This is a genomic window from Pseudomonas sp. MF08831 (genome assembly GCF_059862645.1).
In genome coordinates, this window is record NZ_JCBCUX010000013.1 from 107,128 (window position 1) to 131,429 (window position 24,302).

Below are 24,302 nucleotides of genomic sequence, written 5' to 3' on the forward strand. Positions count from 1 at the left end.
CCGAATAATGTGGGAGCGGGCTTGCTCGCGAAGGCGCAGTGTCAGTCACTGAAGGTGTAGCTGACCCACCGCATTCGCGAGCAAGCCCGCTCCCACCGTTTTCAATGAGCACACGTCAAAAGTGCGCCACGTCGGATATCTGCTCATCCAGCACATCCCGCGCCAGTGCCCATGCCTGGTCCTTGGACTCTACGACCAGCAGTGGGTAGCCCCAGGCTTTGCCGAACATCGCGGCAAATGGCTTGAGGGCCAGGCGTTGGGCGGCACTGGGTTCTACCTGGATCATGCCTTTGACGAAGGTGCGCAGCGCCTGTTTGTTTTTCTTCATCCAGATCGAGGCTTGCCTGCGCTCCTCGTGAGAGTGCTCGTGGGCGTTTTCGTCCACGGATTTTTCGTGCAGCAGCAAGAAGGCCTGCTCTCTGGCCAACAACCCTTCAAAGACCACAAAGGCATCTTCCGGGCCGCTTTCGTTGGGCGCGTCGAAGACGATTTTCACCACGGGGAACGTTGTACTGTCGAGTCGCATGGCACAGCTCCTGAATGAGAGTAGGTCTCACTATAGTGACCACGCCACTGGACGGCATTGCACAGAATAGCCAGACTGTTTCGCAATTCAGCCAAGCTGCGAACCGAATATGAAACACCACCGCCTCGATCTGCATCATCCCTCGATGTCCAAGGATGTCGACGTGTTCCCGCGTGCGGTGGTGGCCGTGAGTGCCAGCAGCACCAGCGAACGCTGGGAGCACACGCCGCATTCACATCGCAAAGGCCAACTGATGTACACCCTGCGCGGGGTGATTCACTGTCAGATCGAGGCCGGTATCTGGATCGTGCCGCCCCAGTGCGCGCTGTGGATTCCCGGCGGCCTGCCGCACGCCGCGAGGGGTTCAGGTGAGGCCGAGGTGTATTGCCTGTTGATCGATCCCGACGTCAGCGGCGCCCTGCCCGCGCAATGCTGCACCCTGGCTGTGTCGGGCCTGTTGCATGAGTTGATCGGCAAGGCGGTGAGTTTCCCGCAGCTGTATGACGAAGACGGCGCCCAGGGACGTTTGATCAACACGCTGCTCGATGAACTGGCCCAGGCACCGGTCGAAGCCCTGCATTTGCCCATGCCCCAGGACCCGAGGCTGCGACGCCTGGCGGAGAGTTTGCTGGCCGACCCCAGCGACAAGGCTACCCTCAGCCAATGGGCCGTGCGCATCGGCATGAGCGAGCGCAGCATGACGCGCTTGCTGTTGGAGGAGCTGGGCCTGAGCTTCGGTCGCTGGCGCAGGCAGTTGCATGTGATCCTGTCCCTGCAACGCCTGGCCAAGGGTGAAAGCGTGCAGCGCGTGGCGCTGGACCTGGGCTATGAAAACGCCAGCGGTTTTATCACCATGTTCCGCAAAGCCGTGGGCCAGCCACCGGCGCGTTACCTGGCGGACCGCGCCGGGGCGTCGAGTACCACGCCTGCGGCCATTTCGATGCACTCGGAAGCCTGATCAGCGCTGCACCGGGACCCGAATATCGCCGCTGCGGCACTGAGTCTTGACGCTTGCGGGGCAACCGGCAAAGCGCAATTCCTTGGTCAGGCACACGCGCACTTCGGACAGCACCTTGCCCTTGCAGATTACAGCCATGCCATGGTCGCCCATGGCCGGGTTGCTCTGGCGAAACAGGTGTTCGATGTCGCGCGCTTCCAGGTAGTTGGGCACATTGAACGGCTGCAACTGCGGCGGAATCTGCACTGTCGCCAGCGCCGCATCCGTCGCGTCCAGATAGCGCGACGCATCCAGACCGCTGCACGTGCCGTGCTTGGACCATTCATGTTTAAGCAACGTGCGCGTGGGGAATATCAAAGCGCCCTTGGCCAGTTCCTGCGCCGACAACCGCGATTGCGGGTCACACGATGCCGGCCACCCGCCTTTGGCGTATTGCGGCCATAGCCCATGCAAGACAAACCCATAGCCCTTGCCGGAGCATTGTTGGTTGTCCGGGTGCGTGAGGCAAAACGTCGGCGACCACGACAGTGACAGCAGGTAAAAATCAAAATCTCCCGCGGGCCTCTGCTCGCGTGGCGCCGCTTGCGCCACCATGCTGGCCAGCACCAGCCACAGCGCTATCCAGGCTGTCTTGTAGTTCATCCATCTGTTCCTTGAAAACATAGGCGCCGCGCACCGCAGGACGGTTACTCGGGGCGGTTGGGATTGCGCTGCAGTACCTTGTCTAGAACCCGATCGGTCTTCAACGCCTCGATCGCCAGCGAAGGATGCTCGGCCTCGCCACGAATGTGGGCGTTCATCGCCAGCACATGGTGCCACTGGATATGCGCATGGCAAGGCACTTCGAGCACTTCGTCGACTTCGCCTTCAAGGCGCAATGGCTGGTCTTCGAACACGGCAAAGGTGATGCGGCCGCGGCTGCCGATCAGCTCGACGCGGTCTTCGCGGCGGTCCGCAACGAAGTTCCAGCAGCCCATGCCCAGCGCGCCGGAACCGAAGGTCCAGCAGGCCGTCACCGCATCTTCGGCGGCATATTCCCCGGCTTGTCGGGCGGTAAACCCGGTGACTTCGACGATATCGCCGGCCAGAAACTGAAACAAATCAAACCCGTGGCTGGCGAGGTCGGCAAAGTAGCCGCCACCGGCAACAGCCGGGTCGGTACGCCAATTGGCAGCACTGGCGTCCGCGGCGGCCGGTGGTTTGCTCAAGGTCCAGATCACTTGGCGCAATTCACCGATGCGCCCGTCTCGCAGCCAGTCACGCACCTGCTCAAAGCGCGGCAGCGAGCGGCGGTAGTAGGAAACAAACAAGTGCAACCCGGCGCGTTCGAAGGTGCGCTGCATCAACGCGCTTTGCTCAGCGTTGAGGGCCATGGGTTTCTCGACACAGCAATGTTTGCCGGCGGCCGCCACCATCAGGCTGTATTCAAGGTGGCTGTCAGGCGGTGTAGCGATGTACACCGCGTCCACTTCAGGGTCGTCGATCAGTGCCTGAGCGTCGGTATAGAAGCGCGCAATGCCGTGGCGTGCCGCATAATCGCGCACCGCCTCCTCGCGACGCCCCATCACGGCCACCAGTGCCGAACCTGGCGCTTTGTAGAAAGCGGGTCCACTCTTCAATTCAGTGACACTGCCACAGCCGATCATGCCCCAACGTACGGTAGTCATCTGTTCTCCTCGTCCGTTTTCATCAATCGGTCAGTATCCACATCCCCACCCGTGCGCGCCATAAGCACTTAGCATGACAATTGCATTACACTTTTATGACATTCATCCCGCTGCGGGGGCACACACGATGAAAATAAGGGCCACGGTCATTTGCGAACACGAGGGGCATATCCTCTTCGTGCGCAAGGCCAGATCGAAATGGGCATTGCCCGGCGGCAAGGTCGAGCGTGACGAGCGCCCGGTCGGCGCGGCCGAACGCGAGCTCGAAGAAGAAACCGGATTGAACGTGGACGGCTTGCTGTACTTGCAGGAATTGAAGGCCCGCGACACCGTCCACCACGTGTTCGAAGCCTCGGTGGTGAATATCGCCGAGGCACGACCTTGCAACGAGATCGTCGATTGCCGCTGGCACGCCTATGCCGCGCTGGACGAACTGGACACCACCGACGCCACCCGCCACATCGTTAAATCCTTCCTACGCCGTTTGTAATTCCGCGCTCTGCACGCTGTCCAGCCAACCTCGCTTCACCACGCCATTCGCTTTCTGCCGTTCGACAAAGGATTTGACGAACGCGGCAGCAGCCGCATGCGCCACCGGAAACGCGCGCGAGCCTCCAAACCTGGCAGATTCGAAAGATGGGCCAGTTAGCCTGAGAGCCTTGCGCGGTAAAAATTGTGGGAGCGGGCTTGCTCGCGAAGGCGGCATGTCAGTCAATGAATTCGTACCCGACCCACCGGCTTCGCGGACAAACCCGCTCCCACATTGGGTTTCCCTACCGTCAGGTAACTTGCAACCCGCCGCCGCACAGCGAAGAAGCGCTTTTGTTGTAACCCATCAGGGCGCGGTGCTTTGCTTTTGATCGAGACTCGGTCCCAGAAAGGTGACCGACACTCGGGTTGTTGTGCCCGCACTGGCGCCTTCGCGGCCTCGCTAAAGCTCGACGGCTCCCCACTGGATCTGCACAGGAACGTGAACGCTAAACCACCACTTCCCGCTCCAATACCAAGGTAATCCCGGTGTGCCCATACGCCTTGGACACCCCATTCATGGCCTTGAAGTCGGCAAAATCCTCACCATCATTCGGGTCCATGTACCCACCGCCCGGCCGCTCCATCACATAGTGCAGGCCAATCAAAAACGTCGTCACCACGATCAACGCACGCCGGTTCGCCGCCAGCGCCGGAGGTTTGCCATGAATCACCGGGAACCCGGCCTTGATGCATTGCTCCTCGCACTGCGGGTAGAGCACCGACAGCGCCGTGGCCAGAAACCCATCCATGTAGATCGTCACATTCAACCCCAGCGAACGCGCAGCCAATGCCACGTTATGCGGGTAAGAGTAACCCGCCTTGGTCGGGTCGAAAGGCTTGACCACTCCGCCCGTAATGGCGCCGGAGGTGATCTTGTACAGCTCGACTTCACACATGTTGGTGCGCAGGGCGTCAGTCGCCGTCAGGCCTGCGGGCAAGGTGCCGCCCAGTTCCACGGCGGCGCACAGCAACGAGGCCGCCCCACAGGAAAATCCAAAGGCTTGTTTCTTTTTAGCGGCCGGCATATGCAACTCTCGAGGGTGATCGTGAGTGCATAACAGCTCAAGAGCGCGGTTTATTCCCCGCGACCTGGGGAAGTTTCTCGCGGCTTTTGGCCTGCCCGCGCTGGTACAACGCCTCCACCAGTTTCTGCCGTTCATCCTGGGGCAGATTGCTCGCGAACTGCGCCAGGGTAGTGTCCACCAAGGCCCGCAGCGCGGCGTCGGCCTCGCGCGCCTTGGCCAGCTCCGTCACCAGCACTTCGCGATCAAGGGTCGGCGCTTCCAGCTGTTTGATCACGCCCAGCCGCGCTTCGCGACCGGCCATGATCAGCGGTTGGCTGTCGGCACGGTTCTGGCGCAGTAACTGGCGCAATTCCTTGCGCCGCTCTGGCGGCAATTTGATCATCGCCTGGCGCAAACCGTGCTGGTTGACCACCGCTTCGGCAGGCCGGGGCGTGGCCATCCAGTGGTAGAGGCCGCCACCCACGCCGCCGATCAAAAACACGTTGAGCAGCACCGAGACAAGCAACCACGGTTTAAGGGATTTTGGGGTCATTGCTCGGTTTCCTCGGCGTTGACGGTGAAGACGACGTCGGCATCGCCCTGATCGAAGACGCTGGGCAGCACGTCGGATGACAGCATCGGCAACGGCACGCTCAGCGACGCCACCAGCACCCCGGCGGCGATGCCGGCAATGCCCGCGCCCACCAGGCCTGCCGGCGACAGCCAGTGGGCGTAACGCGACCAGAACGACGCCCGTCGCGGTGCAGACTCACGGATCTGGCGCGCCAGCGCCGGGTCGGCGAATGCCAACTGATGGCTGTCCAACTGCCCATCCAGCCAGCTGGCCTCACGCAATGCCTCGCGGGCGTGGACATTGCCGCTGTCGAGCAGCGCCTGGGCGGGCGCCTGCTCAGCCAGAGGCCAGCGGTGCAGGCTGGCCCCGTAGGCGTCAGCCAGGTGCGCAAATCGTTCAGGTGTCATGGTTTTCCCCTTCCTGGGCGGGCGAGCCCGGGTGTGTCGGCAAGTTGACTGCGCAACTGGCGTCGGGCCCGCGACAGCAGGCTCTCCAGTGCCTCGACGCTGATGTTCATCAGGGCCGCGGCGTCGATATTCGACAGCTCCTGGTAGTACTGCAACACGATGGCTTCGCGCTGCCGCTCGGGCAAGGTCGCCAACGCGGCGGCCATCCTTGCACTGCGGTCGGCCGTTTCCAACTGTTCATCAAGGGCCGGCGCGCTGTCTGCCAGTTCCAGCACCTCGTCTTCGTTCAACGGGCGCTCCTTGCGCCGACGCAACCGGTCGTGGCACAGGTTGAGTGCCACGCGGTGCAGCCAGGTGTCGAAACGCGCTTCGCCAGGCCGCCAGTTGGCCGCCTGGCGCCAGATGCGCAGGAAACTTTCCTGGGCCACGTCCTTGGCCTCTTCGGCATCCCCGAGGATCCGACTGGCGAGCGCGAGCAAACGCGGAAGCTTGCGCGTCACCATTTCGTTGACGGCAGCAGGCTCGTTGTTGCTGATACGCGCCAGTAGCTCAACGTCCGGATCAGTGTCTTTCAATCGGGCAGCTCTCAATGCACTGGCTAAGGTTCAGGGTTCAGCGGATCCAGTGGCCTTCGCGCCAGTACCAGTTCGGGCCACGGGATTCCCAGTGCCCGGGTTCCCAACGGGCATTGCGCACCACCTCCTGCCAGTGGCCCGGCACCCAGGCATACGCGCCGTGCATCCATTGCCAGTGGCCACGGTCCCAGACAAAGCCTGGGCGTTCGGCGGGAATCACTTCAACACGCTCCGCCGGTGGCGCCTGGCGGATGATCACTTCGGTTTGGGCAAAGGTCGGGGTGCTGACAAGCGCGGCAAACGCCAGCGGAACCAGCAAGGCATAGCGCAATTTGGCCAGTGGATTCATGGCAACTCCTTCATACGGCGGACGAAAATGTTCGCTGCTGATGGGTTGAACGGCGGGGTAGGAAAAATCCGTCGCGATAACGACGAAATTTCTCTCGACGCTGGTTAAGGCGAGTATTACTCAGGGGATGGCGGCGCTTGATGAAATGTTTGAAAGCGTGGCGACGGATTTGCGCAAGTGGCGGCGTTCAAGGTGTAACGCAATGCACACCATGAGGAAATAGCCATGTCTCGTCGCCTGACTCTGCTTGTCGCCGCCCTGCTGATCGCCAGCCTCAGCGGCTGTGTCATCCTGCCGGAACACCGGCATTGCTGCTGGCGCTACTACGGCGCTGTGTCCACGCCCAGCAGCGCCGTCAATAGCTAACCGACTGCCGCAAAGCCGCGACGCCCGGCCTTGATCTCGGTGCGCAGTTCGCCAATCAGGTTTGCGATGGAACGGACGCTGTCCAGACCTTGGGGCGACACCCGGGTCAGCAACAGGTCGACACGCCCGGACGCCGGTTCAAATACGCTGATGCGCAGCGAGCCGTCGCTGTTGAGGCTGCATTCACACACAAGCGGCAGGAAGCCTGAGGCCATGATGCGGTTGAGTTCGATGATCGACATCATGACAAGCCCCCGTCCTTGGGTTCTACCCTGTAGGTGTATTGCATGCAGCATAGATAAGCTTTTGCCGAGCACTGAACAATTAATTCAAAAGTGATACCTGAGCCGCATTTTGCCTTGTGGACGCTGGCGCCCTGGCGCCAAAAACCCAGCACGCGACCTCTCGTCCGCTGCCTGGGCAAGCGCTTGACTCTACACGGCGTTCACAAGACGCTCTTGGCTCTTTGCCATCATCCAGAGCAGCCCGCCATGAGCATCGATCCCCCAAGACTGCCCGACAGTGATGTATACAAAACGCTGCTGGAGTCGACCAAGGCCATTCCCTGGCGCATCGATTGGCAGACCATGACGTTCACTTACATCGGTCCGCAGATCGAAGCGTTGCTGGGCTGGACCCCGCAAAGCTGGGTCAGCGTGGACGACTGGGTCGAGCGCATGCACCCGGACGACCGTGAGTACGTGGTGAACTTTTGCGTATCACAATCGCGCGCCGGCGTTGACCACGAGGCCGATTACCGCGCGCTGACGGTAAACGGAGACTACGTGTGGATTCGCGATGTGGTGCATGTGGTGCGCAAGGGCGATGAAGTCGAGGCGTTGATCGGCTTCATGTTCGATATCAGCGAGCGCAAGAAGACCGAAGAACACTTGATTCGCCTGCAAAAACAACTGGAGGAATACTCCTTCCAGGACGGCCTCACCGGCATTGCCAACCGCCGCATGTTCGACACCGTGCTGGAGCGCGAATGGGCAAGCGCCCAGCGCAGCCAGTTGCCGCTGTCGTTGATCATCCTCGATATCGATTTTTTCAAGCAGTACAACGACCACTACGGCCACATCAAAGGCGACGAAGCCTTGCGCCAGGTAGCGCGCACCTTGTCGCTGGCGGCTAACCGGCCACGGGATTTCATTGCGCGGATCGGCGGCGAGGAGTTTGTGTGGCTGCTGCCGGAGACTGATGCGGCGTCGGCCAGGCAAGTGGCGCGACGCTGCCTGCACCTGATCTGCCAACAACAGATCGAACATGGCTTTTCAGCGGTTTCCAAACTGCTGACCCTGAGCCTGGGCGTTGGCACGCATCTGGTGACGCCCAACAGCAACCTGCTCGAGTTTGTCGAGTCAGTCGATAAGTTGCTGTACAAGGCCAAACATAACGGGCGTATGCGGGCAGAGTTTGCCGACGGTGAACTTTGACGCCACAGTCAAATTCCGGGCAAAAAAAATCCCAAGTAGCTGATGGAAACCTGGGATTTAAAAGTGCATAAACCGTGGGAGGTGAACGCCCGGCTATAGTACCGATTGTAAAAACCTGTAACAAGATGATTTTAATCCTTTCGTCGGATTGAAAACGCCGTAAGTCATTCAATAACCACACATTTTTTAAGGAGGACGGGATTATAAATGCCACTTTTTGGTGCAAGTTACGCCTCTATCTCCTTATATTAAAAAGGGTTATGAATCATAGAGGTGCAACACTGTTGGATGATTGCCCGTTTAATTGCCGGCATGTATCGCGAAGTTCCAGGCTGTTGGACGACGCCGCGCTGGCGACACGCTCTACCTGCCTGCAAAGTGCCAACCGCTCGGCCGCCTCGACGCGCGCCCGGTCGACCTGGGCATTGAGCCACATGAAATAGCCACCCAGTAATACCGCGACGCACAGAACCCCGATCGCAAAGTAGCGAAAGCCGTAGGACGCTGGGGGTTCCGTTGGGTTCATGACACTAAGGCACCCTGCTCTTCTCGTACCGGACGTCGTCGCCCTCGACCCGAGCAACCATCGACCAGCCCAGCCGCTGGTAAAACCCGTTGGCACGGATTTCATCGCGGCCATCGGTGATCAAAAACAACCGTTCATGCTGTTCAAACAGTGCCGCTTCAGCCACCGCCATCAAGCGGCGGCCCAAGCCCAGGCCTTCGTAGCCAGGCTGTACAAACATCGCAAACACCTCGCCTGCGGCCCGGTCGACCATGGAAAAGGCGACAGGCCGGCCCTCAACCTCGGCGATCCACACACAGGGCGCTTCACGAATGCTGTCTGCCAGCACCTGCGGGGTAATCCCCAGCGCGGTCATCTGTTCGCGGCTCAAATGGTTTTGCACCACCGAGGTGCGAATAGCGAAGAGCGTGTCGATATCGTCCGGCGTCGCCACGCGTATCAGCATTTGCATACGGGCCTCCTGTTGAAGGGCGCAATTGTATGCACATAGAAACATAAGCATTGTCGTGGATTTGTAAAAAGCCAGCCTGCAGGTGTATGTGAGCGCTGTCGAGCGCCACCGACAAGCACGCGCTTTATCTACACCGCATTCGCCTGCTGCTGGCGGCGATACTGCCCCGGCGCCATGCCATGCGCCTTGCGAAAGCAGCGCGAAAAGTACGCCTCATCGGTAAACCCGCAGCGCTGGGCGATCACGCCGATCATTTGCGCGCTGTTGAGCAACAAGGTGCGCGCCAATTGCATGCGGCGATCCAGCACCAGTTGCGAAAAGGGTTTGCCGGTTTCCTTGCGCAACAAATGCGTGAGGTAGTTGGGCGAGAGGAAGGCAGCGGCCGCAGCCTCAGTCAGGTTGAGGGTTGGCTCGTGCAGATGCTCGCGAATGTAGCCCTGCACCCGCGCCAGGGCGTCCTTGCGCCCGCGCCGGGTCGCGTTATTGGCGGCAAATGCCTGCAGCGGTTCGGCGTACTGCTCGCAGACCAGGCCGATCAGTTGGAAGAGATAGCCTTTCAACCGCTCACGGGCGCCGAAGGTGCGCTGGGCGTCCAGGGTGCGCATGTGCGCCAGCCAGGATTTCAGGTCGTCGAAGGCCGCGTCGTCGAGGATGAAATCCAACTGCTCCTGAAAACGAAACGGCGACAACTCCGGGGCTTGGCCAATGGGAATGTCCTCCAGGTCCAGCGGGTCGCAGGTCAGCTGCGGCAGAAAAAACGCCTGGCTGAAGTTGATCAGCATGAACTCGCCGTCTTCGGGGTGGGGAATCACATGCAGGCGATGGGGCAGGATAAACGCCAGCGCCTTGTGCGGAAACGGCCGCACCGCGCCGCCGATATGCTGCACGGTGTCGCCGCCCAGATTGATCTGGATCTGGAAATATTCATGCCGATGCGGGCTGGTCAACGCCGCCCGCCCGCGCTTGTCGCGGATATAAAAGTCGGGACGGTCGCTGCGTTGTTCCATGCCATAAGTGGTGACGCGGGTGCCTGGCATAACGAAATCTCGGGTGGCCTGGGCACCACTGTAGCCTCAACCCTGGCTGAGGGTGAAGCTCAGCTCGCCAACGCCGTCGATGCCGGCAGTAACCACATCGCCCGGCTTCAGCGCGCCAACGCCGGCAGGAGTACCGGTAAAGATCAGGTCACCGGCCTTGAGTGCGACGGATTGCGAGGCATAGCTGATCACTTCACTGACCGACCAGATCAAGTCGGCCAGGTCGCCTACCTGGCGCTGTTCGCCATTGACCTTCAGCCAGATTTTGCCGGTAGACGGGTGCCCCACCGCACTCACGGGCTGCAACGCGGTGCTGGGCGCCGACTCATCAAAGGCCTTGGCCCATTCCCACGGGCGTGAGAGCTTTTTCGCCTGGGCCTGGAGGTCGCGGCGGGTCAGGTCGATGCCGACGCCATAACCCCAGATGTGGGAAAACGCATCCTCGGGAGTGATGTTTACCCCGCCCTTTGCGATGGCCACCACCAGCTCCACTTCATGGTGAAGATCAGCGGTCAGCGGCGGATAGGCAATCACGCCCTCGGCCGGCACCACCGCATCGGCCGGCTTCATGAAGAAGAACGGCGGCTCGCGATCCGGATCATGCCCCATCTCGCGGGCATGTTCGCTGTAGTTGCGGCCCACGCAGAACACGCGGCGCAGCGGAAAACGTGCCGCGCTGCCATGGATGGCCAGGGATGGGGTGGGTTCAGGAGTAATTACATAATCAGTCATGGCCTGCGCCTCTTGGTTTGCCTGGCGCCAGTATGACGAGGCGTGCCAGGGCAAAGTTGGACAGGCTGACGCAGATTTTGCACTGGCCGGTGCAGGTTAACGGGTTATTTGCGCGCCACCTTATAGCGCAGGCAATCCTGATAAAAGCTCTGACGAATCGCCTCGGGCTTGAGCCGGGAACGGCTGTCGTAGGTCTGCTCGGTGATGCCCATGGCCATCATGCGCATCCATGACTTGCTGAACGTGATGGTCTGGATTTTTTGCCGTGCGGCATACAGCGACACGCCCGACAGTTTGAGTTCCTGGGCCCTGGCGGCAGTGCCGGCGCCCCAACTGCACATGTACTTGTCACCCTCGCGCAGCTCCCGTGCCTGCACGGCAGCTGCGCCGCCCGCCAACGAGCAGGCGATCAGCATGATTCCAACAGTGCGCATTTGCTTCCTCACCTAACCACCTGAAAATAAAAGTGATTCTGGCGAGAATTTTGTTACAAAGGGGCCATTAAATTGCCTTATCTGCCGCTCACCATTGATAGGTCGCACTCGCCTGCACCGTGCGCTGCGAGCCATACCAGCACCACGAATAGGAATAACAGGACGCCACGTATTCCTTGTTCGCCAGGTTAGTTGCGTTCAGCGCCAGGCGCAGGTTGTCCATGGGGTTGGCGATATTCGGGATGTCGTAGTGCACCGCCGCATCAACCAAGGTGTAGCCCGGCACTTTCAGGGTGTTGGCGGTATCGCCCCAGGACGAGCCGACATAGCGCGCCCCCGCGCCGACGCCGAAGCCCTTGAGCTGGCCGTCGTGGAAGGTGTAGTCGGCCCACGCCGAGGCGGTGTGGCGCGGTACACCGTAGGTGGTGGTGCCCTGAACCGGAATCGCCGGACCTATGCCTTTATCAGTGAGCGGCGCGTACTGCACGGTGCTGTTGGACTTGCTCGCGCGGTTGTCCAGGTAGGCGTAGGCCGCAGTGATGTCGAGGTTATCGTTGAGGCTGGCCTTGCCTTCCAGTTCAAAGCCACGTGACTGCTGCTCGCCGTCCTGGACGCTGCAACGGCCGTTGCCACACAGATGGCTCGGGTCCGGGTCCAGGGTCGGCACGTTGCTCTGGCGCAGGTCGAAAATCGCTGCGGTGATAAAGCTGTTGCTGCCCGGTGGCTGGTACTTGATGCCGATTTCATACTGTTTGCCTTCGGTCGGCTTGAACACCGACCCGCCATAACCGGTGCCCGATTGCGGGTTGAACGACTCCGCATAGCTGGCATACGGCGCCAGGCCGTTGTCGAACAGATAGACCACGCCGACACGGCCGGTAAACGCCTTGCTGTCCAGGGACGACTTGCTCTTGGCGCGGGAGCTGATGGTTTTGGTGGTGCTGTCGGTGCTGGCCCAGTCATAACGACCACCGAGCAACAGCACCCATTTATCCCACTTCATTTGCTCTTGCAGGTACGCCCCGGTTTGCTCGCTGCGAGAGGTTGCATCGGTGGTGAAGGCCGGCGTGACCACAGGCGCGCCGTAGACGGGATCGAAGATGTCGAGGTTCGGCCCCTTGCCGTAACCGGCCTTGGTGTCGGTGCGGGTGTTCTGGTAGTCGAGGCCCATCAACAGCGTGTGCTGTAACGGCCCGGTGTCGAATTTGGCTTGCGCTTGGTTGTCGAGGGTGTAGGCGTCCATGTCGACATCGGTGGCGATGGTCGACCGCGTGGATGTGCGGTAATCGGCCTGCAGGTTGCTGTTGTAAATGCTGCGGTAGATGCCTTCCGCGCGTAGGTAACGCGCGTTCTGGCGCACGGTCCAGACATCATTGAAGTGATGCTCGAAGGCGTAGCCGACGGAGTAATACTCGCGGTCGCTCTTCTCGAAGTTCTTTTCGCCATCGTGGAAATCCACGTCGATCTTGCGCCCGGTGGGGCTGCGCGACACCGAACCCCAGGCGGGCACAGAGCCGTAGGACGCGCCTTTGGGGTCCTTCTGGAAATGCCCGAGCAGGGTCAGCGAGGTGTCCTCGTCCGGGCGCCAGGTGAAGGCGCTGGACAGCGACTGGCGACGGGTTTCGGTGTGTTCGACCTGGCCATCGGCATCATCGAACAACCCCGCTACTCGGTAGGAATACACGCCCTGATCATCCAGCGGGCCGCTGAGGTCGAAGGTGGTGCGCTTCTTGTTGAAGGTGCCGTACTCGACGCCGACTTCATGAAACGGCGTGTCCAACGGACGCTTGGTGACCATGTTGATCACCCCGCTCGGCGTGCCCTGCCCGTACAGCACCGACGCCGGGCCGCGCAGCACTTCGACGCGCTCCAGGTCAAAGGCGTCTTTTTGCGGCAACGCGTCACGACTCGACGGCATGCGCAGGCCATCGAGGTAGGTGGCCGGCGCAAAGCCGCGGATGGTCAACTGGTCGAGACGCGAGGCCGTGGCACCTCGGGTTTCCGGCACCACGGCGGCGCTGTAGCGCAGGATCTGGTTGAGGCTTTCGGCGTTCTGCGCGCGCATCTGGTCCTTGGTGACCACGGAGATCGACTGCGGGGTTTCGATCAGCGCGGTGTCGGTCTTGGTGCCCGACAGGCTGCGGGTGGCCACATAACCGGCGACTGGCCCGGTGGGGCTTTCGCTGTGGTAGGCGCCGCTGATGGTGGTGGCCTGCAACTCCATGGCGCCGCCGTTATCCGGTATGGCTTCCAGGCGGTAGCGGTCGGCGGAGATCTTCAGCGCCTGCAATCCGCTGCCGGTAAGCAACTGAGTCAGCGCCACGTCGGTGTCGTACTGCCCGTTCAAACCGTTGCTGCGCTTGCCGCGAGTCAAACTTGCATCGAATGCCAATACCAGGCCGGCCTGTTCGGCCAGGCTGTTGAGGGCCTGGCTGAGGTCACCGGCGGGAATCGAGAAACCGTGCAACGCGCTGCTGCTTTCTTCTGCGAACGAGCACTGGACGCTCAGCAATGGCACGGCGGCAAAGGCAAACGCCACTGACAGGGCCAGTGGATGCAAGGGACGAGCAAGGCGCGACATGGGAAATCCTGCGTAATAGAGGTTCTATTAACCATGACGGCCATGTCGGAAAATCGGGCAATAATGAGAGTGATTTTTATTTGCCGAGGTTTTACGCAATGAGCTTTAACGCTTTTTGGTGTAGGCCTTCGGGCTAGTTCTCGGCGATTTTTGCCTGCTTAAAGTCGTCCCTTTCTGATTTTTCCAGCCGTTCATCCAGGCGCTTTTTCCTGCGGCATGCTCCGACGCCTTGCCATTTTGCCGAGACGTCACGGATGACCCACGCCGCCCACATTGCCTTTATCGAACATGAGCTCAATGGCTTCCATCAGAGCCTGGCGGAATATCGCCAGCAGATGGGCGCCTGGTATGCGCGGGCGCTGGACTCGGTCAGCCATGCGGCGGACATGCCGTCGTTGCTGGGGATGGATCGGGTGCTGCGGGTGGGGGATTCGCAACGTTCCTTCAGCATTTCCGATGCGGATTTTTCCACCGTTGCGCGCTGCCAGGCGGGTGGCGAGCTGAAGATCGAGAGCAAGTTCGAGTCGATGTACGACGTGCCGATCGGCGAAATCCCGGTTGAGGTGATTCGCCTGGAAGACGGCAGTTCTACGCGGGTCATGCTGGATGAACATGGCAAGGCTTCCCACACCTGCGTGGCCGGTGGGCGCTATCAGGTGCGGGTACAGGGCGGCGTCTCCGCACAGCAGGTAGACGCGTTGTTTGCCTCCTACGCCGGGTTGACGGCGGACCTGGAGCAATGGCTGCGCGAGCAATGGAACGGCTTCAAACCGTCCTGGCAGCAATCCACCGCCAGCGCGATTGGCAGCGGCGTGCTCGCGGGCAGTTGGGCGGCAATCAAGGAGGTCTGGGACAGCATCAAGCTGGTCCAGGCGATTCTTGCAGACCCCATGAAGTTCGGCGAGCAACTGGGTGCCGAGGCCGCCAAGTTGGCGCAGTTGGCCACCGATGCGCCGCAGGTCATGGAAAAGGCCATGTTGCTGGCCAGTGATGAGGCGGCGCTGTACCTGATGGTGCGCACGACGATGCTGTGGCTGGACGCGTTGCCACCGGGCGAGATGGCCGAGGCGGCGGCGGGGTTTGTGGTGTCGCTGCTTATCGATCTGGTGATTGGCGCGGTGTTGATGATCGCGCTGCCGGCGGCGGGTGTGGCGTATCTGAGCTTGCGGTTGGTCAAGTATGGCGCACAGGTTCTCGATGCCGCAGTTGGCTTTGTGCGCGGCCTGCTTGGGATTCTAACCAAGTTCATGCAGGCGGTGGATCGCTACAAGGCCGTGGCAGTTCGCGGCGTAGTCGGTGGGCTGAAGCAAGGCACGATGCAGATGCGCTGGCGGGCACGGCAGAACGCGGTGCTGAAGCAGAAAGAACATGTGGATGATGTGCCTGCGGCTGCGAAGAATCCCCGTGGAGATGCGGCGGCGCCTGCGGATAAAACCGCCACCCATGGCTGCCCGGTGTCGATGGTCACCGGGGAAGAATTGCTGACCCTTACCGATGGCGCGCTGGACGGGATTTTGCCGTTTGAGTGGACGCGGTTGTACCGCACCAGTGCGGCGGAAGTGGATTGTGGGTTGGGGTTTGGTTGGAGTCATGCGCTGGCGCAGCGGTTGGTGGTTGCGGGTGATTCGGTGGTTTGGACGGATCATGAGAATCGCAGTACTGAGTTTCCGTTGCCTTCCGTTTCTCGGCCTGCGATTACCAACAGCTTGGCCGAAGCGGCGATCTACTTGGGTGCCCTGCCTGATGAGCTGGTGTTGGCTCAGGCATCACGTTTTTATCACTTTCGCGACGGTCAGCTGACAGCGATCAGCGATGCGTATGACAACCGGTTGCGCATTTCTCGTGATCGTTTGGGGCGGATTGAGCGGCTGGATAACGGTGTCGGCCGTTGTTTGTTTTTGCGTTACGAACTGGGCCGCATTGTGGCGGTGGACTATCAGGTTCATCGCGCCAAAGGCCGTGAGCCCTACGACTGGGTGACGGAGCAGAACGTCGTTTCCTACGCCTATGACGACGCTGGGCGACTGGTTTCGGCGACCAATGCCGTAGGTGAAAGCGAGGTTTATCGGTACGACGAGCAGCACGTCATTCTTGAACGGCAGCTGGCCGGTGGGGCGAGTTTCTTTTGGGAGTGGGAACGAGCTGGTAAGGCGGCGCGATGTGTTCGGCACTGGGCCAGTTTTTCGCAGATGGACACGCGGTATGTGTGGGAGGACGGCGGCAGGGTCACGGTTCACAACGTTGATGGCAGCCAGGAAGTGTATGTCCATGACCAACGGGCGCGGCTGGTGCAGCGGGTTGATCCCGATGGCGCTGAACACTTCAAATCCTATGACGACAAGGGCCGGCTGACGGTTGAGCAGGACCCGCTGGGAGCGGTGACGGCGTATCAGTACGACGACGCGGGACGCTTGGTGGCGCTGTTTCCGGGGGAGGATGAGCCGACTGCCTACGAGCACGATAACGGGTTCGTACGGGTTGTGCGGCGGGGAGAGGCGGTTTGGAAGTATGAGCGTAATGATCAGGGCGACATTACGCGTCAGACAGATCCTGACGGCTATGTTACGGACTACACCTACAACAAACACGGGCAACTGGTTGGGGTTTGGTATCCGGATAACGGCTGTCATCGGCTAGTTTGGAATGAGCGTGGGCAGCTTGTTGAAGAGCAATTGCCGAATGGCGGGGTTAAGCGGTATCGATATGACGATGTTGGTCGGCAGACGGCGCGTGAGGATGAGCATGGCGCGCTGACTCAGTATCAGCGGGATGCAGCCGGGCGCCTGTTAAAGCTGACCCAGCCCGATGGGGCGACGCGAGAATACAGCTACAACCCGTACGGAAAAATCACCTCTGAACGTGACGGATTAGGCCACGTCACCCGCTACGAATACGCCGACGGCCTGCACCTCATCAGCCGCCGCATTAATTCTGACGGCACCCAGGTCAACTACCGCTACGACAACACCCGGTTGCTGCTGACCGAGATCGAAAACGAAGTCGGTGAAACCTACCAACTCGACTACCACCCCAACGGGTTGATCAAGCAGGAAACCGGTTTTGACGGCCAGCGTACGGCGTACGTCTACGACCTCAACGGCAACCTGCTGGAGAAAACCGAACACGGCGACGATGGCAGTCAGCTAATCACCCGCTACGAGCGAGACCCTTCCGGCCGCCTCGTACGAAAAACTCTCCCCGATGGCAACGTTGTTGAATACGCCTACGACCGCCAAGGCAACCTCCTCAGCGTCGACGACGGCCACTGGGCGCTCGCCTACGAATACGACAGCCAAAACCGCCTCACCGCCGACCACCAAGGCTGGGGCACCCTGCGCTACGGCTACGACGCCTGCGGCCAACTGAAGAACCTGCGCCTGCCGGACAACAACCGCCTCACCTTCAACCACGACAAAAGCGGCCACCTCGCCACCGTCGAGCTAAATGGCAAAACCCTCACTTCACACCTGTTCAAAACCGGAAAAGAACGCCAACGCCAGCAAGGCGAACTCCTCAGCCACTACGACTACGACGAGCAAAACCGTCTGCACGCGCATGCAGTGACCCAAGAGGAACACAAGCTCTACCGCCGCCACTACGACTACGACAAAGCCGGCAACCTCACCCGCCTGCTCGACACCCGTAAAGGCGAACACCACTACCACTACGACCCCCTCGCCCGCCTCACCCGCGCCGATCACTCGCAAGACCAGCAGGAGCGCTTCGGCCACGACCCGGCCGGCAACCTGCTGATGCAAGACCGCGCCGGCCCGGACATCGTGGCGGGAAATCGGTTGGTGATTCAGGGCGATCATCATTATGACTATGACGCGTTCGGCAACCTGATCCGTCAACGGCGCGGTAAAGGCCACCAACTCGTCACCGAGTATCGCTACGACTGCCAGCATCGGCTGATCGGCATCACCCAACCGAACGGACAAACGGCCAGCTATCGCTATGACCCGTTTGGTCGGCGTATCAGCAAAACCGTCGAAGGCATAACCACCGAGTTTTTCTGGCAAGGCGACAAGCTGATTGCGGAACATCACGCGGATCGTCATCGCAGTTACATTTACGAGCCGGACAGTTTCCGCCCGTTAGTTCTGCTGGAAGGCTTCGGCCCTCAAGACACCCAGCCCTTCCACTACCAACTCGACCACCTCGGCACCCCGCAAGAACTCACCGCCCCCGACGGCGAAATCGTCTGGTCCGCGCATTACCGTGCCTACGGCCAGATCAGCCGCCTCGACATCGAAAAAATCGGCAACCCGTTACGTTTCCAAGGCCAATACTTCGACCCGGAAAGCGGACTGCACTACAACCGCCATCGCTACTACAATCCAGATATTGGTCGTTACCTGACGCCCGACCCGGTGAAGCTGGCGGGTGGGATCAATGCTTACCAGTACGTGCCCAACCCGATAGGGTGGGTAGATCCGCTGGGATTAAATCGGTGCCCTGGTGGAAACGGATGTAAATCTACCCATAAAATCGAGGAGCCATCCTACACAGCTAGGGTTAACGAGCGAGAGCCAGAAACGCCGACAGGGGCCGACAGTAAACTCTCCCGAAATGGAGCATTCAGAAGGGCGAAAGAAATTGGCGGAATCCCTAAAAACCAGCATCCGGCACGCGTTTATCGAGAGACACTTACCGATCAAAATCGCTATATACAAGGACGTGTATATGAATTTAAATTACTCGAACGAAAAATTGAGATTCGCGAACATTCCCTTGGGCACAATAAAGGTAATCATGCACCCCACTTCAATACTGAAACAACTATCAACCATCGTAAAGTCCCACTAAAAATCGGCGATGACTCTCACACACACTTTAAGAAATGACTAATGAAAACCGTTTTCATCCAAGAAGTCGGCATTCACCCATGGGGTCAAGTATACGCGACCAACGATCACGAATTTTCGACAATTTCCCTGCTAAACCAGGACTTTGAAAGCGTTTGGAAAACATGGTGCGAACTTGCATCCGCACTGACATCGGAATGGCCAACAATCTCAATTTGGTACACCATGGGATTCCCGTACGAAAGCAAAACCCAGGAATATCTGGCTTTAAAACGTTTTGCGAAATCGTCAAGCCCCAAAGACATATTTAAAAAAAATGAAGCCACTTCAATTTATTCTGGAATAGAGCACTTGAGTTCAAAACCTGATCAGATAGACCCGGCCACACTCACTAGCTATCGTTATACTGTGACACTCATGCAGAAAAAAAATAGCGAGCCCAGCGACGTTTGGAATAAACTTAGCGATCTGAGCCACTTATCAACATCAGATGATTTCAAGCTAATATTGGCAGACCGAACCCTACTAGCTTTCAGATTCCATGATGCAGAAACACACGGAGTAGCTCAGATTATTTTTCACTCAGAGCATTTGCCCATCCTAAACGATGTAATTAGCAGGATGGAAATCAAAGAGATTCAGCAAAGAGACGTCTACACTTACATACACAGCTGAGCTATATAAAATGATTCTGCCTCTTTGGTGTCGGCCTTGACATACCCGATCTCCCCTGCCTGCTTGCCCAAAAAATATAAAGGCGAAGATCAAAATATGTGGCAGAACTGGGCTGACCCGCTCCAGAGTAAGAGACTTACAAATAACAAACCTTCCTCACAGAGAGGTATTAAGCGTAGGCCGCAGAAATAAAACGGATACCATTTCTCATTGCAAAAATCAAAATCAACCTTTATTGAACCCAAAGGTAAGCATTCATCTCTGCCTGCCCCCTCAGTTTACAATGACGCAATCCACGCCAATAAGACACCAATAAAATGAAAACAATCTGTGTGCCACTCACGATCGAAGCAATGAGACTGCTAGACATAAACGACTGCCCAGACCATCTACTTGAGAGCACGTCGCTTACAGAAGAAGAATACCAACAACTTTTAGAGTCTCGCGCATTAGAAAAAATAAACAACACCACTGGAAAGATAATCGATGAATATGAGGATGAAGCCATAACCACTCCGCAGGAGCTAAAGGAAAGCCTGCAAATACTGAAAACTCATTTAAAACCTAAAAACTCAAAAACGTTAAATAAAATAATCAGATTAAATGCATTAGCAATTAATAGAAACACAGGATTGTTTTTCTTTTTCTAACATAAAAAACTAAAAGCCGCTGCCGGTTTCACGCAAGAAAAAACAAAACCGTCACGTCAGGCACAATTGAACGTTGGCTACAACCCCCACACTTATTCAATGGATAGAAATAAAACGGCCTACATAGACGAGCCTCAAGTCAAACCATGGGAAGGTAGAGACCAGACAAACGACCCAGTTTTCCGTACGATGACTTTGATTGATCACGACTTCATTAGTGTTTGGTTTTCTTGGCGCGAGGATGCAGAAAGGCTTTCAAAACATTGGCCTATTCAGCAAGGGTGGTGATCGATAGACGGAGTGAAATTCAACTCAAAAGCTGAAGAGCATCTATTGAAGAAAAGTTTACCCAACGAACTTAAAAGCGGAGGCTTTTTCAAAAAAATGAAGCAAGAAAGGTTTACTCTATTATTAAAAATCGACCGACCGCGCCGAGCAAAATAGACCATCCGGTTCTGGAAGCCCCGCAAGACGTTGTTTTATTGCTTCAAAAATCCCGTTCCGAAAGATGTAATCATTGGACCAGTATGACAATTTTTGAAACCTGTATCACCGCTGTAAAATCCACGATTATTAAAAACACATCCATCCATAATTCTGTGTAGGTTTTACGATAGCGAAACACACGCAGCAGCCCAGCTTTCATTTTTTGATCAAATATAAAAACGAAGTCATTACAGCGCTGAACAAAATAACACCTGCAAAAATAAACGCTGAAGACGTTTATTGCTTCATCAACTCTTAATTTTGGAGCTAAAAAAGATAAAAACTGAGGCGAATTAGCTACATTCAGCATCGCACAGCCCCGCCCTCACCCCCACGCCACCACCAACAACCCCACCCCCAACACCAAACACAACGGCGAATAAAAATACGTATCCAACCTAGCAAACCTCGACCCACCCACCTTTTTGAAAAACCCCACCAACTCCGAATCGCCAATCGCCCTGGCAAACATCACCACGGCAATCGCGCTGATCCCCCACTGCAGCGCGCCATGGGACACCGGCGAGAAATACAGCCCGGCCCGCAGGCAGACGAGCAGCGCAATCGCCACCAACCCCATCGCAACCAAAAATGTCCCCAGTGCGGAGGGCTTGAACGCTGGCCGCGGCCCGTGGGCGAATTCGCCGGGCAGTTGGGGGATGGCGGCAAGGCTGCCGAGTTTGCCGCCGGCGGCCCAGTACAAGTGCACCATGCTGATGCAGGTAAAAACCCCGACGATCCATCGCGCGATGACAAAGCTCATGGCGGGCGCTCCCTGAAATGTGCGAATGATGATAGTCGCCCTGAGATTTTTTGTAGGCATTTCGTCGGCGGCTGATGGTAAAGTGCCGCCCCATGAAAATCGCCCGTGCCGACCGCTCACTCATTGCCTGGATGCTCTACTGCTGCGTCCTGTTCAATGTGTTCGCGTGCAGTATTGGGCATGGGCAGATGCTGGGAATGCAGCTCAACGGCATCGGCGGCCAGTTCTGTACGGTGGACCCGCGTACCCAGGCGCCCAAGCAGAGCAACTCCACGGATGAGAACCTGCCGACGCTGTCGAAGGCGTTTGGTTGCCCGCTGTGTTCGACCGGCGGTATGGGACCGGCACTGAGTTCCAGCCTGAATGTGGCGGTGTTGCCACAACCCCATGCGCCACCACCGGCGGTGGTGCTTGCCGCTGACATCCCTGCCCGCTTCACCTGGCCTGCGGCCAACCCGCGCGCGCCGCCCGCTTTCGCCTGATCCCTTCGCTTTCCGATCTGCACCGGCCTCCGTTCCCGTTGGGGAATACGCGCGGCTGTGCGTTGTTTTCAAGCCAAGTTTTTCAGGATTCAACCATGAAACATTTACCCCTGTTGGCGGGCCTGTTCGGCTGCCTGCCTGTCTGTGGCTGGGCGCTTGAGTTGGCCCCCACCACCATTGATGGTGAGCAAACCGCTGAGCCGGGCCTGGCCCTGGATCAATCCAGTGGCATGGCGTCGCGGCTGGGCTTAAGCGTGCGGGAAACCCCGGCGTCGGTGGCCATTGCGACTCGCAACGACATTGAGCGCCATGGCGCCAAGACCTTCCGCGATGCGGCCAACACCTTGCCTGGCGTCAACGCCAGCGCGCCGCCGGGGTTTGGCGGGTTTGTGTCCTACCGTGGATTCACCAGCAGCCAGATCACTCAGATGTTCAACGGCATCAACGTCGCCACCGGCTTGGCCCGGCCGGTGGATGCGTGGATCTATGACCGCGTCGAACTGGTCGGCGGCCCCTCCTCCTTGATCAATGGTGCCGGCTCCGTGGGCGGTTCGCTGAACTATGTGACCAAGCTGGCGACCCGCGAGGAGCAAGCGGCAGAAGGCCAGCTCACCTACGGCAGCTACGACACCGCCGGCATGGCTTTTGGCGTCAACCATGCGCTGACGGAACCGGGTGCCGAGGTGCAGCATTACGCGCGTCTGGACGTGAGCCGCAACACCAACCACAGCTATATCGACCGCGACCAGCGGGATGCCTGGAGTGTGGCGTTTTCCCTGCTCAGCGACCTGACGCCCAACCTGTCCCACACCTTGGCGCTGGAATATCAGGATGAACATGAGGACAGCCCGTACTGGGGCACGCCGGTGCTCAACCCCAAGGCGGGTGAGTTGAAAATCGACCGGCACAACCGGTTCAACAACTACAACGTTGCCGATGGTCGTTACGAGCAGCGCACGATCTGGGCGCGTTCGATCATTGATTATCGGATCAACGACAGCACCACACTGAAGAACACGCTCTATCACTTGGACAGCCAGCGCGACTACCGCAACCTGGAGACCTACCAATACAACGCCGACAACAGCGCGGTGAACCGCTCAACGGCCTACCAGGTGCGTCATCAGGGCGAACAGAACGGCAACCAGTTCGAACTGCGCCATGACGATACGTTCTTCGGCTTGTCGACCACCTGGTCCGGCGGCTTCGAGTACAAGGTCAACAGCACCACCAACAACCCACTGAACGTGCCGGGTAACAGTAGCGTGGACCCGAACCATTACACCCCGGGGCACTTCTACGATATACCGGGCACCCGGCCGGGCTTCGTCAAGGACAAAACCAATGCGGTCACCACCAAGGCACTGTTCGCCGAAAACCGTCTGGGCCTCACCGACAAACTCTCGCTGCTGACCGGCCTGCGCTACGACGCTATCGACCTGGACGTTACCAACCACAGAACGGTGACGGCCACCAACCCACGTCACTTCAAGCGCATCTGGGAGCCGGTGACCGGTCGCGTGGGCCTGACTTACCAGTTCATCCCGTCGGCCAATGTGTATGTGCAATACAGCACCGCGGCCGAGCAGCCGTCGACCACCACCCAAGTGTTCGACGTGTCGACCGGCAAACAGTGGGAAGTGGGCAGCAAGTTCGATTACCTGGACGGTCGCGGCTCGGCCACCGTCGCGGCCTACAAGATCGAACGCAAGGATTTTGCCGTCACCGACCCGCTGGACCCGAACAACAGCATTCCAGTGGGCGCGCAGTCCTCCAAGGGCATTGAGTTGGCCAGCTCATTGCGCATCACGCCAACGCTGCTTGCCGAGGGCAATTTCGCCTGGGTGGACGCCGAATACGATGACTTCAACGAAAAAATTGCCAGCGGCGCGGTGGTCTCACGCAAGGGCAATACACCCACCAACGTACCCAAGCGCGTGGGCAACGTGTGGCTGACTTATGACTTTACGCAAGACTGGCAAGGCGGCGTGGATGCGCGGTATGTCGCGCAGGTGTATGCGGACAATGCCAATACCCTGACGGTGCCGGCCTACACGCTGTTCGGGACGTTCCTGCGCTACAAGGTGGACTCACACACCTCGGTCACCGGCCGGGTGCGCAACCTGACGAATCAGGTGTATGCGGAGTTTGCACATGTGTCGCCGGCGTATTACCTAGGGTCGCCAAGGACCTTCGAGGTGGCCGTTCAAACCAAGTTCTAAGCCTGAAATACAATAAAAATGTGGGAGCTGGCTTGCCTGCGATAGCATCACCTCGGTCTACC

At 58.8% G+C, this 24,302-nt stretch carries 25 protein-coding genes; 9 read left to right on the forward strand and 16 right to left on the reverse strand.

The genetic code is table 11. The annotated features are described in order from the left end of the window. Positions 1–115: 115 nt before the first annotated feature. A complete protein-coding gene (locus AC19YS_RS23925) occupies positions 116–526 on the reverse strand; it encodes a hypothetical protein (RefSeq protein WP_500602768.1) in 411 nt (136 codons plus the stop codon). Between the two features lie 109 nt (positions 527–635). On the opposite strand from AC19YS_RS23925, the gene AC19YS_RS23930 reads away from it, so the two are divergent. Next, entirely contained in the window at positions 636–1,484 is an 849-nt protein-coding gene (locus AC19YS_RS23930; RefSeq protein ID WP_500602769.1) for an AraC family transcriptional regulator, read from the forward strand. Here the strand turns inward: AC19YS_RS23930 and AC19YS_RS23935 are convergent, their stop codons facing one another. Both AC19YS_RS23935 and AC19YS_RS23940 read right to left on the reverse strand, forming a co-directional pair. Beyond that, positions 1,485–2,126: a ribonuclease T2 family protein gene (locus AC19YS_RS23935; RefSeq protein ID WP_106577786.1), complete on the reverse strand. Its 642-nt coding sequence runs from the start codon at positions 2,124–2,126 to the stop codon at positions 1,485–1,487. Positions 2,127–2,170: 44 nt separating this feature from the next. Further along, on the reverse strand, positions 2,171–3,151 hold the full coding sequence (locus AC19YS_RS23940) for a Gfo/Idh/MocA family protein (RefSeq protein ID WP_124417193.1): 981 nt from the start codon (positions 3,149–3,151) through the stop codon (positions 2,171–2,173). 127 nt (positions 3,152–3,278) lie between these two features. Here AC19YS_RS23940 and AC19YS_RS23945 point away from each other — a divergent pair, with 127 nt between their 5' ends. Further along, positions 3,279–3,641 carry an NUDIX hydrolase gene (locus AC19YS_RS23945; protein ID WP_119741722.1) on the forward strand — a complete coding sequence of 121 codons (363 nt, stop codon included), beginning with the start codon at positions 3,279–3,281 and terminating at the stop codon, positions 3,639–3,641. A 487-nt stretch (positions 3,642–4,128) separates the two neighbouring features. On the opposite strand, the gene AC19YS_RS23950 is transcribed toward AC19YS_RS23945, so the two are convergent. From AC19YS_RS23950 to AC19YS_RS23970, 5 genes are read right to left on the reverse strand one after another with little or no spacing between them, the layout of a single operon-like run. Continuing rightward, positions 4,129–4,707, reverse strand: coding sequence for a T3SS effector IpaJ family cysteine protease (locus tag AC19YS_RS23950; RefSeq protein WP_106577783.1), 579 nt, complete (start codon positions 4,705–4,707; stop codon positions 4,129–4,131). A gap of 37 nt (positions 4,708–4,744) precedes the next feature. Continuing rightward, positions 4,745–5,239 (reverse strand): periplasmic heavy metal sensor, encoded by a 495-nt coding sequence (locus AC19YS_RS23955; RefSeq protein WP_106577782.1) that lies wholly within the window; start codon positions 5,237–5,239, stop codon positions 4,745–4,747. Continuing rightward, positions 5,236–5,667: a hypothetical protein gene (locus AC19YS_RS23960; protein WP_106577781.1), complete on the reverse strand. Its 432-nt coding sequence runs from the start codon at positions 5,665–5,667 to the stop codon at positions 5,236–5,238. Before AC19YS_RS23960 ends, AC19YS_RS23955 begins: the two co-directional genes overlap by 4 nt. Beyond that, complete coding sequence (locus AC19YS_RS23965; RefSeq protein WP_500602770.1) at positions 5,664–6,242, reverse strand: RNA polymerase sigma factor; 579 nt, start codon at positions 6,240–6,242, stop codon at positions 5,664–5,666. Before AC19YS_RS23965 ends, AC19YS_RS23960 begins: the two co-directional genes overlap by 4 nt. Positions 6,243–6,279: 37 nt before the next feature. After that, positions 6,280–6,591: a YXWGXW repeat-containing protein gene (locus tag AC19YS_RS23970; protein ID WP_106577779.1), complete on the reverse strand. Its 312-nt coding sequence runs from the start codon at positions 6,589–6,591 to the stop codon at positions 6,280–6,282. Between the two features lie 225 nt (positions 6,592–6,816). On the opposite strand from AC19YS_RS23970, the gene AC19YS_RS23975 reads away from it, so the two are divergent. Continuing rightward, a complete protein-coding gene (locus AC19YS_RS23975) occupies positions 6,817–6,957 on the forward strand; it encodes a hypothetical protein (protein WP_164487927.1) in 141 nt (46 codons plus the stop codon). Here the strand turns inward: AC19YS_RS23975 and AC19YS_RS23980 are convergent. Beyond that, positions 6,954–7,202 carry a DUF1652 domain-containing protein gene (locus tag AC19YS_RS23980; protein WP_106577778.1) on the reverse strand — a complete coding sequence of 83 codons (249 nt, stop codon included), beginning with the start codon at positions 7,200–7,202 and terminating at the stop codon, positions 6,954–6,956. The two genes, AC19YS_RS23975 and AC19YS_RS23980, sit on opposite strands and share 4 nt — an antisense overlap. 246 nt (positions 7,203–7,448) lie before the next feature. Between AC19YS_RS23980 and AC19YS_RS23985 the strand changes: the two genes are divergently transcribed. Then, a complete protein-coding gene (locus AC19YS_RS23985; protein ID WP_106577777.1) occupies positions 7,449–8,393 on the forward strand; it encodes a sensor domain-containing diguanylate cyclase in 945 nt (314 codons plus the stop codon). Between the two features lie 265 nt (positions 8,394–8,658). On the opposite strand, the gene AC19YS_RS23990 is transcribed toward AC19YS_RS23985, so the two are convergent. From AC19YS_RS23990 to AC19YS_RS24015, 6 genes are all read right to left on the reverse strand, one after another. Further along, on the reverse strand, positions 8,659–8,919 hold the full coding sequence (locus AC19YS_RS23990; RefSeq protein ID WP_200624768.1) for a hypothetical protein: 261 nt from the start codon (positions 8,917–8,919) through the stop codon (positions 8,659–8,661). A gap of 4 nt (positions 8,920–8,923) precedes the next feature. After that, the gene (locus AC19YS_RS23995; RefSeq protein WP_106577775.1) at positions 8,924–9,370 is read right to left on the reverse strand and encodes a GNAT family N-acetyltransferase; all 447 of its coding nucleotides are present in this window, start codon (positions 9,368–9,370) and stop codon (positions 8,924–8,926) included. Positions 9,371–9,498: 128 nt separating this feature from the next. After that, entirely contained in the window at positions 9,499–10,407 is a 909-nt protein-coding gene (locus tag AC19YS_RS24000) for a helix-turn-helix transcriptional regulator (RefSeq protein WP_500602771.1), read from the reverse strand. Positions 10,408–10,443: 36 nt separating this feature from the next. After that, positions 10,444–11,139, reverse strand: a complete 696-nt coding sequence (locus tag AC19YS_RS24005) for a fumarylacetoacetate hydrolase family protein (RefSeq protein ID WP_500602772.1) — start codon at positions 11,137–11,139, stop codon at positions 10,444–10,446. 104 nt (positions 11,140–11,243) lie between these two features. Next, complete coding sequence (locus AC19YS_RS24010; RefSeq protein WP_106577772.1) at positions 11,244–11,573, reverse strand: hypothetical protein; 330 nt, start codon at positions 11,571–11,573, stop codon at positions 11,244–11,246. Positions 11,574–11,661: 88 nt separating this feature from the next. Then, entirely contained in the window at positions 11,662–14,154 is a 2,493-nt protein-coding gene (locus AC19YS_RS24015) for a TonB-dependent siderophore receptor (RefSeq protein ID WP_500602773.1), read from the reverse strand. A gap of 254 nt (positions 14,155–14,408) precedes the next feature. On the opposite strand from AC19YS_RS24015, the gene AC19YS_RS24020 reads away from it, so the two are divergent. From AC19YS_RS24020 to AC19YS_RS24030, 3 genes are all read left to right on the forward strand, one after another. Further along, entirely contained in the window at positions 14,409–19,001 is a 4,593-nt protein-coding gene (locus tag AC19YS_RS24020; protein ID WP_500602774.1) for an RHS repeat-associated core domain-containing protein, read from the forward strand. A gap of 3 nt (positions 19,002–19,004) precedes the next feature. After that, complete coding sequence (locus AC19YS_RS24025) at positions 19,005–19,637, forward strand: hypothetical protein (protein ID WP_119741702.1); 633 nt, start codon at positions 19,005–19,007, stop codon at positions 19,635–19,637. 353 nt (positions 19,638–19,990) lie between these two features. Then, positions 19,991–20,287: a hypothetical protein gene (locus AC19YS_RS24030; RefSeq protein ID WP_234452657.1), complete on the forward strand. Its 297-nt coding sequence runs from the start codon at positions 19,991–19,993 to the stop codon at positions 20,285–20,287. A gap of 811 nt (positions 20,288–21,098) precedes the next feature. Here AC19YS_RS24030 and AC19YS_RS24035 read toward each other — a convergent pair. Further along, positions 21,099–21,536, reverse strand: coding sequence for a DUF3995 domain-containing protein (locus AC19YS_RS24035; protein WP_094953794.1), 438 nt, complete (start codon positions 21,534–21,536; stop codon positions 21,099–21,101). A gap of 92 nt (positions 21,537–21,628) precedes the next feature. Here AC19YS_RS24035 and AC19YS_RS24040 point away from each other — a divergent pair, with 92 nt between their 5' ends. Together AC19YS_RS24040 and AC19YS_RS24045 are read left to right on the forward strand one after the other, a co-directional pair. Further along, positions 21,629–22,018, forward strand: a complete 390-nt coding sequence (locus AC19YS_RS24040) for a DUF2946 domain-containing protein (protein ID WP_119741697.1) — start codon at positions 21,629–21,631, stop codon at positions 22,016–22,018. A 95-nt stretch (positions 22,019–22,113) separates the two neighbouring features. Then, positions 22,114–24,240, forward strand: a complete 2,127-nt coding sequence (locus AC19YS_RS24045) for a TonB-dependent receptor (RefSeq protein ID WP_500602775.1) — start codon at positions 22,114–22,116, stop codon at positions 24,238–24,240. Positions 24,241–24,302 lie beyond the last annotated feature (62 nt).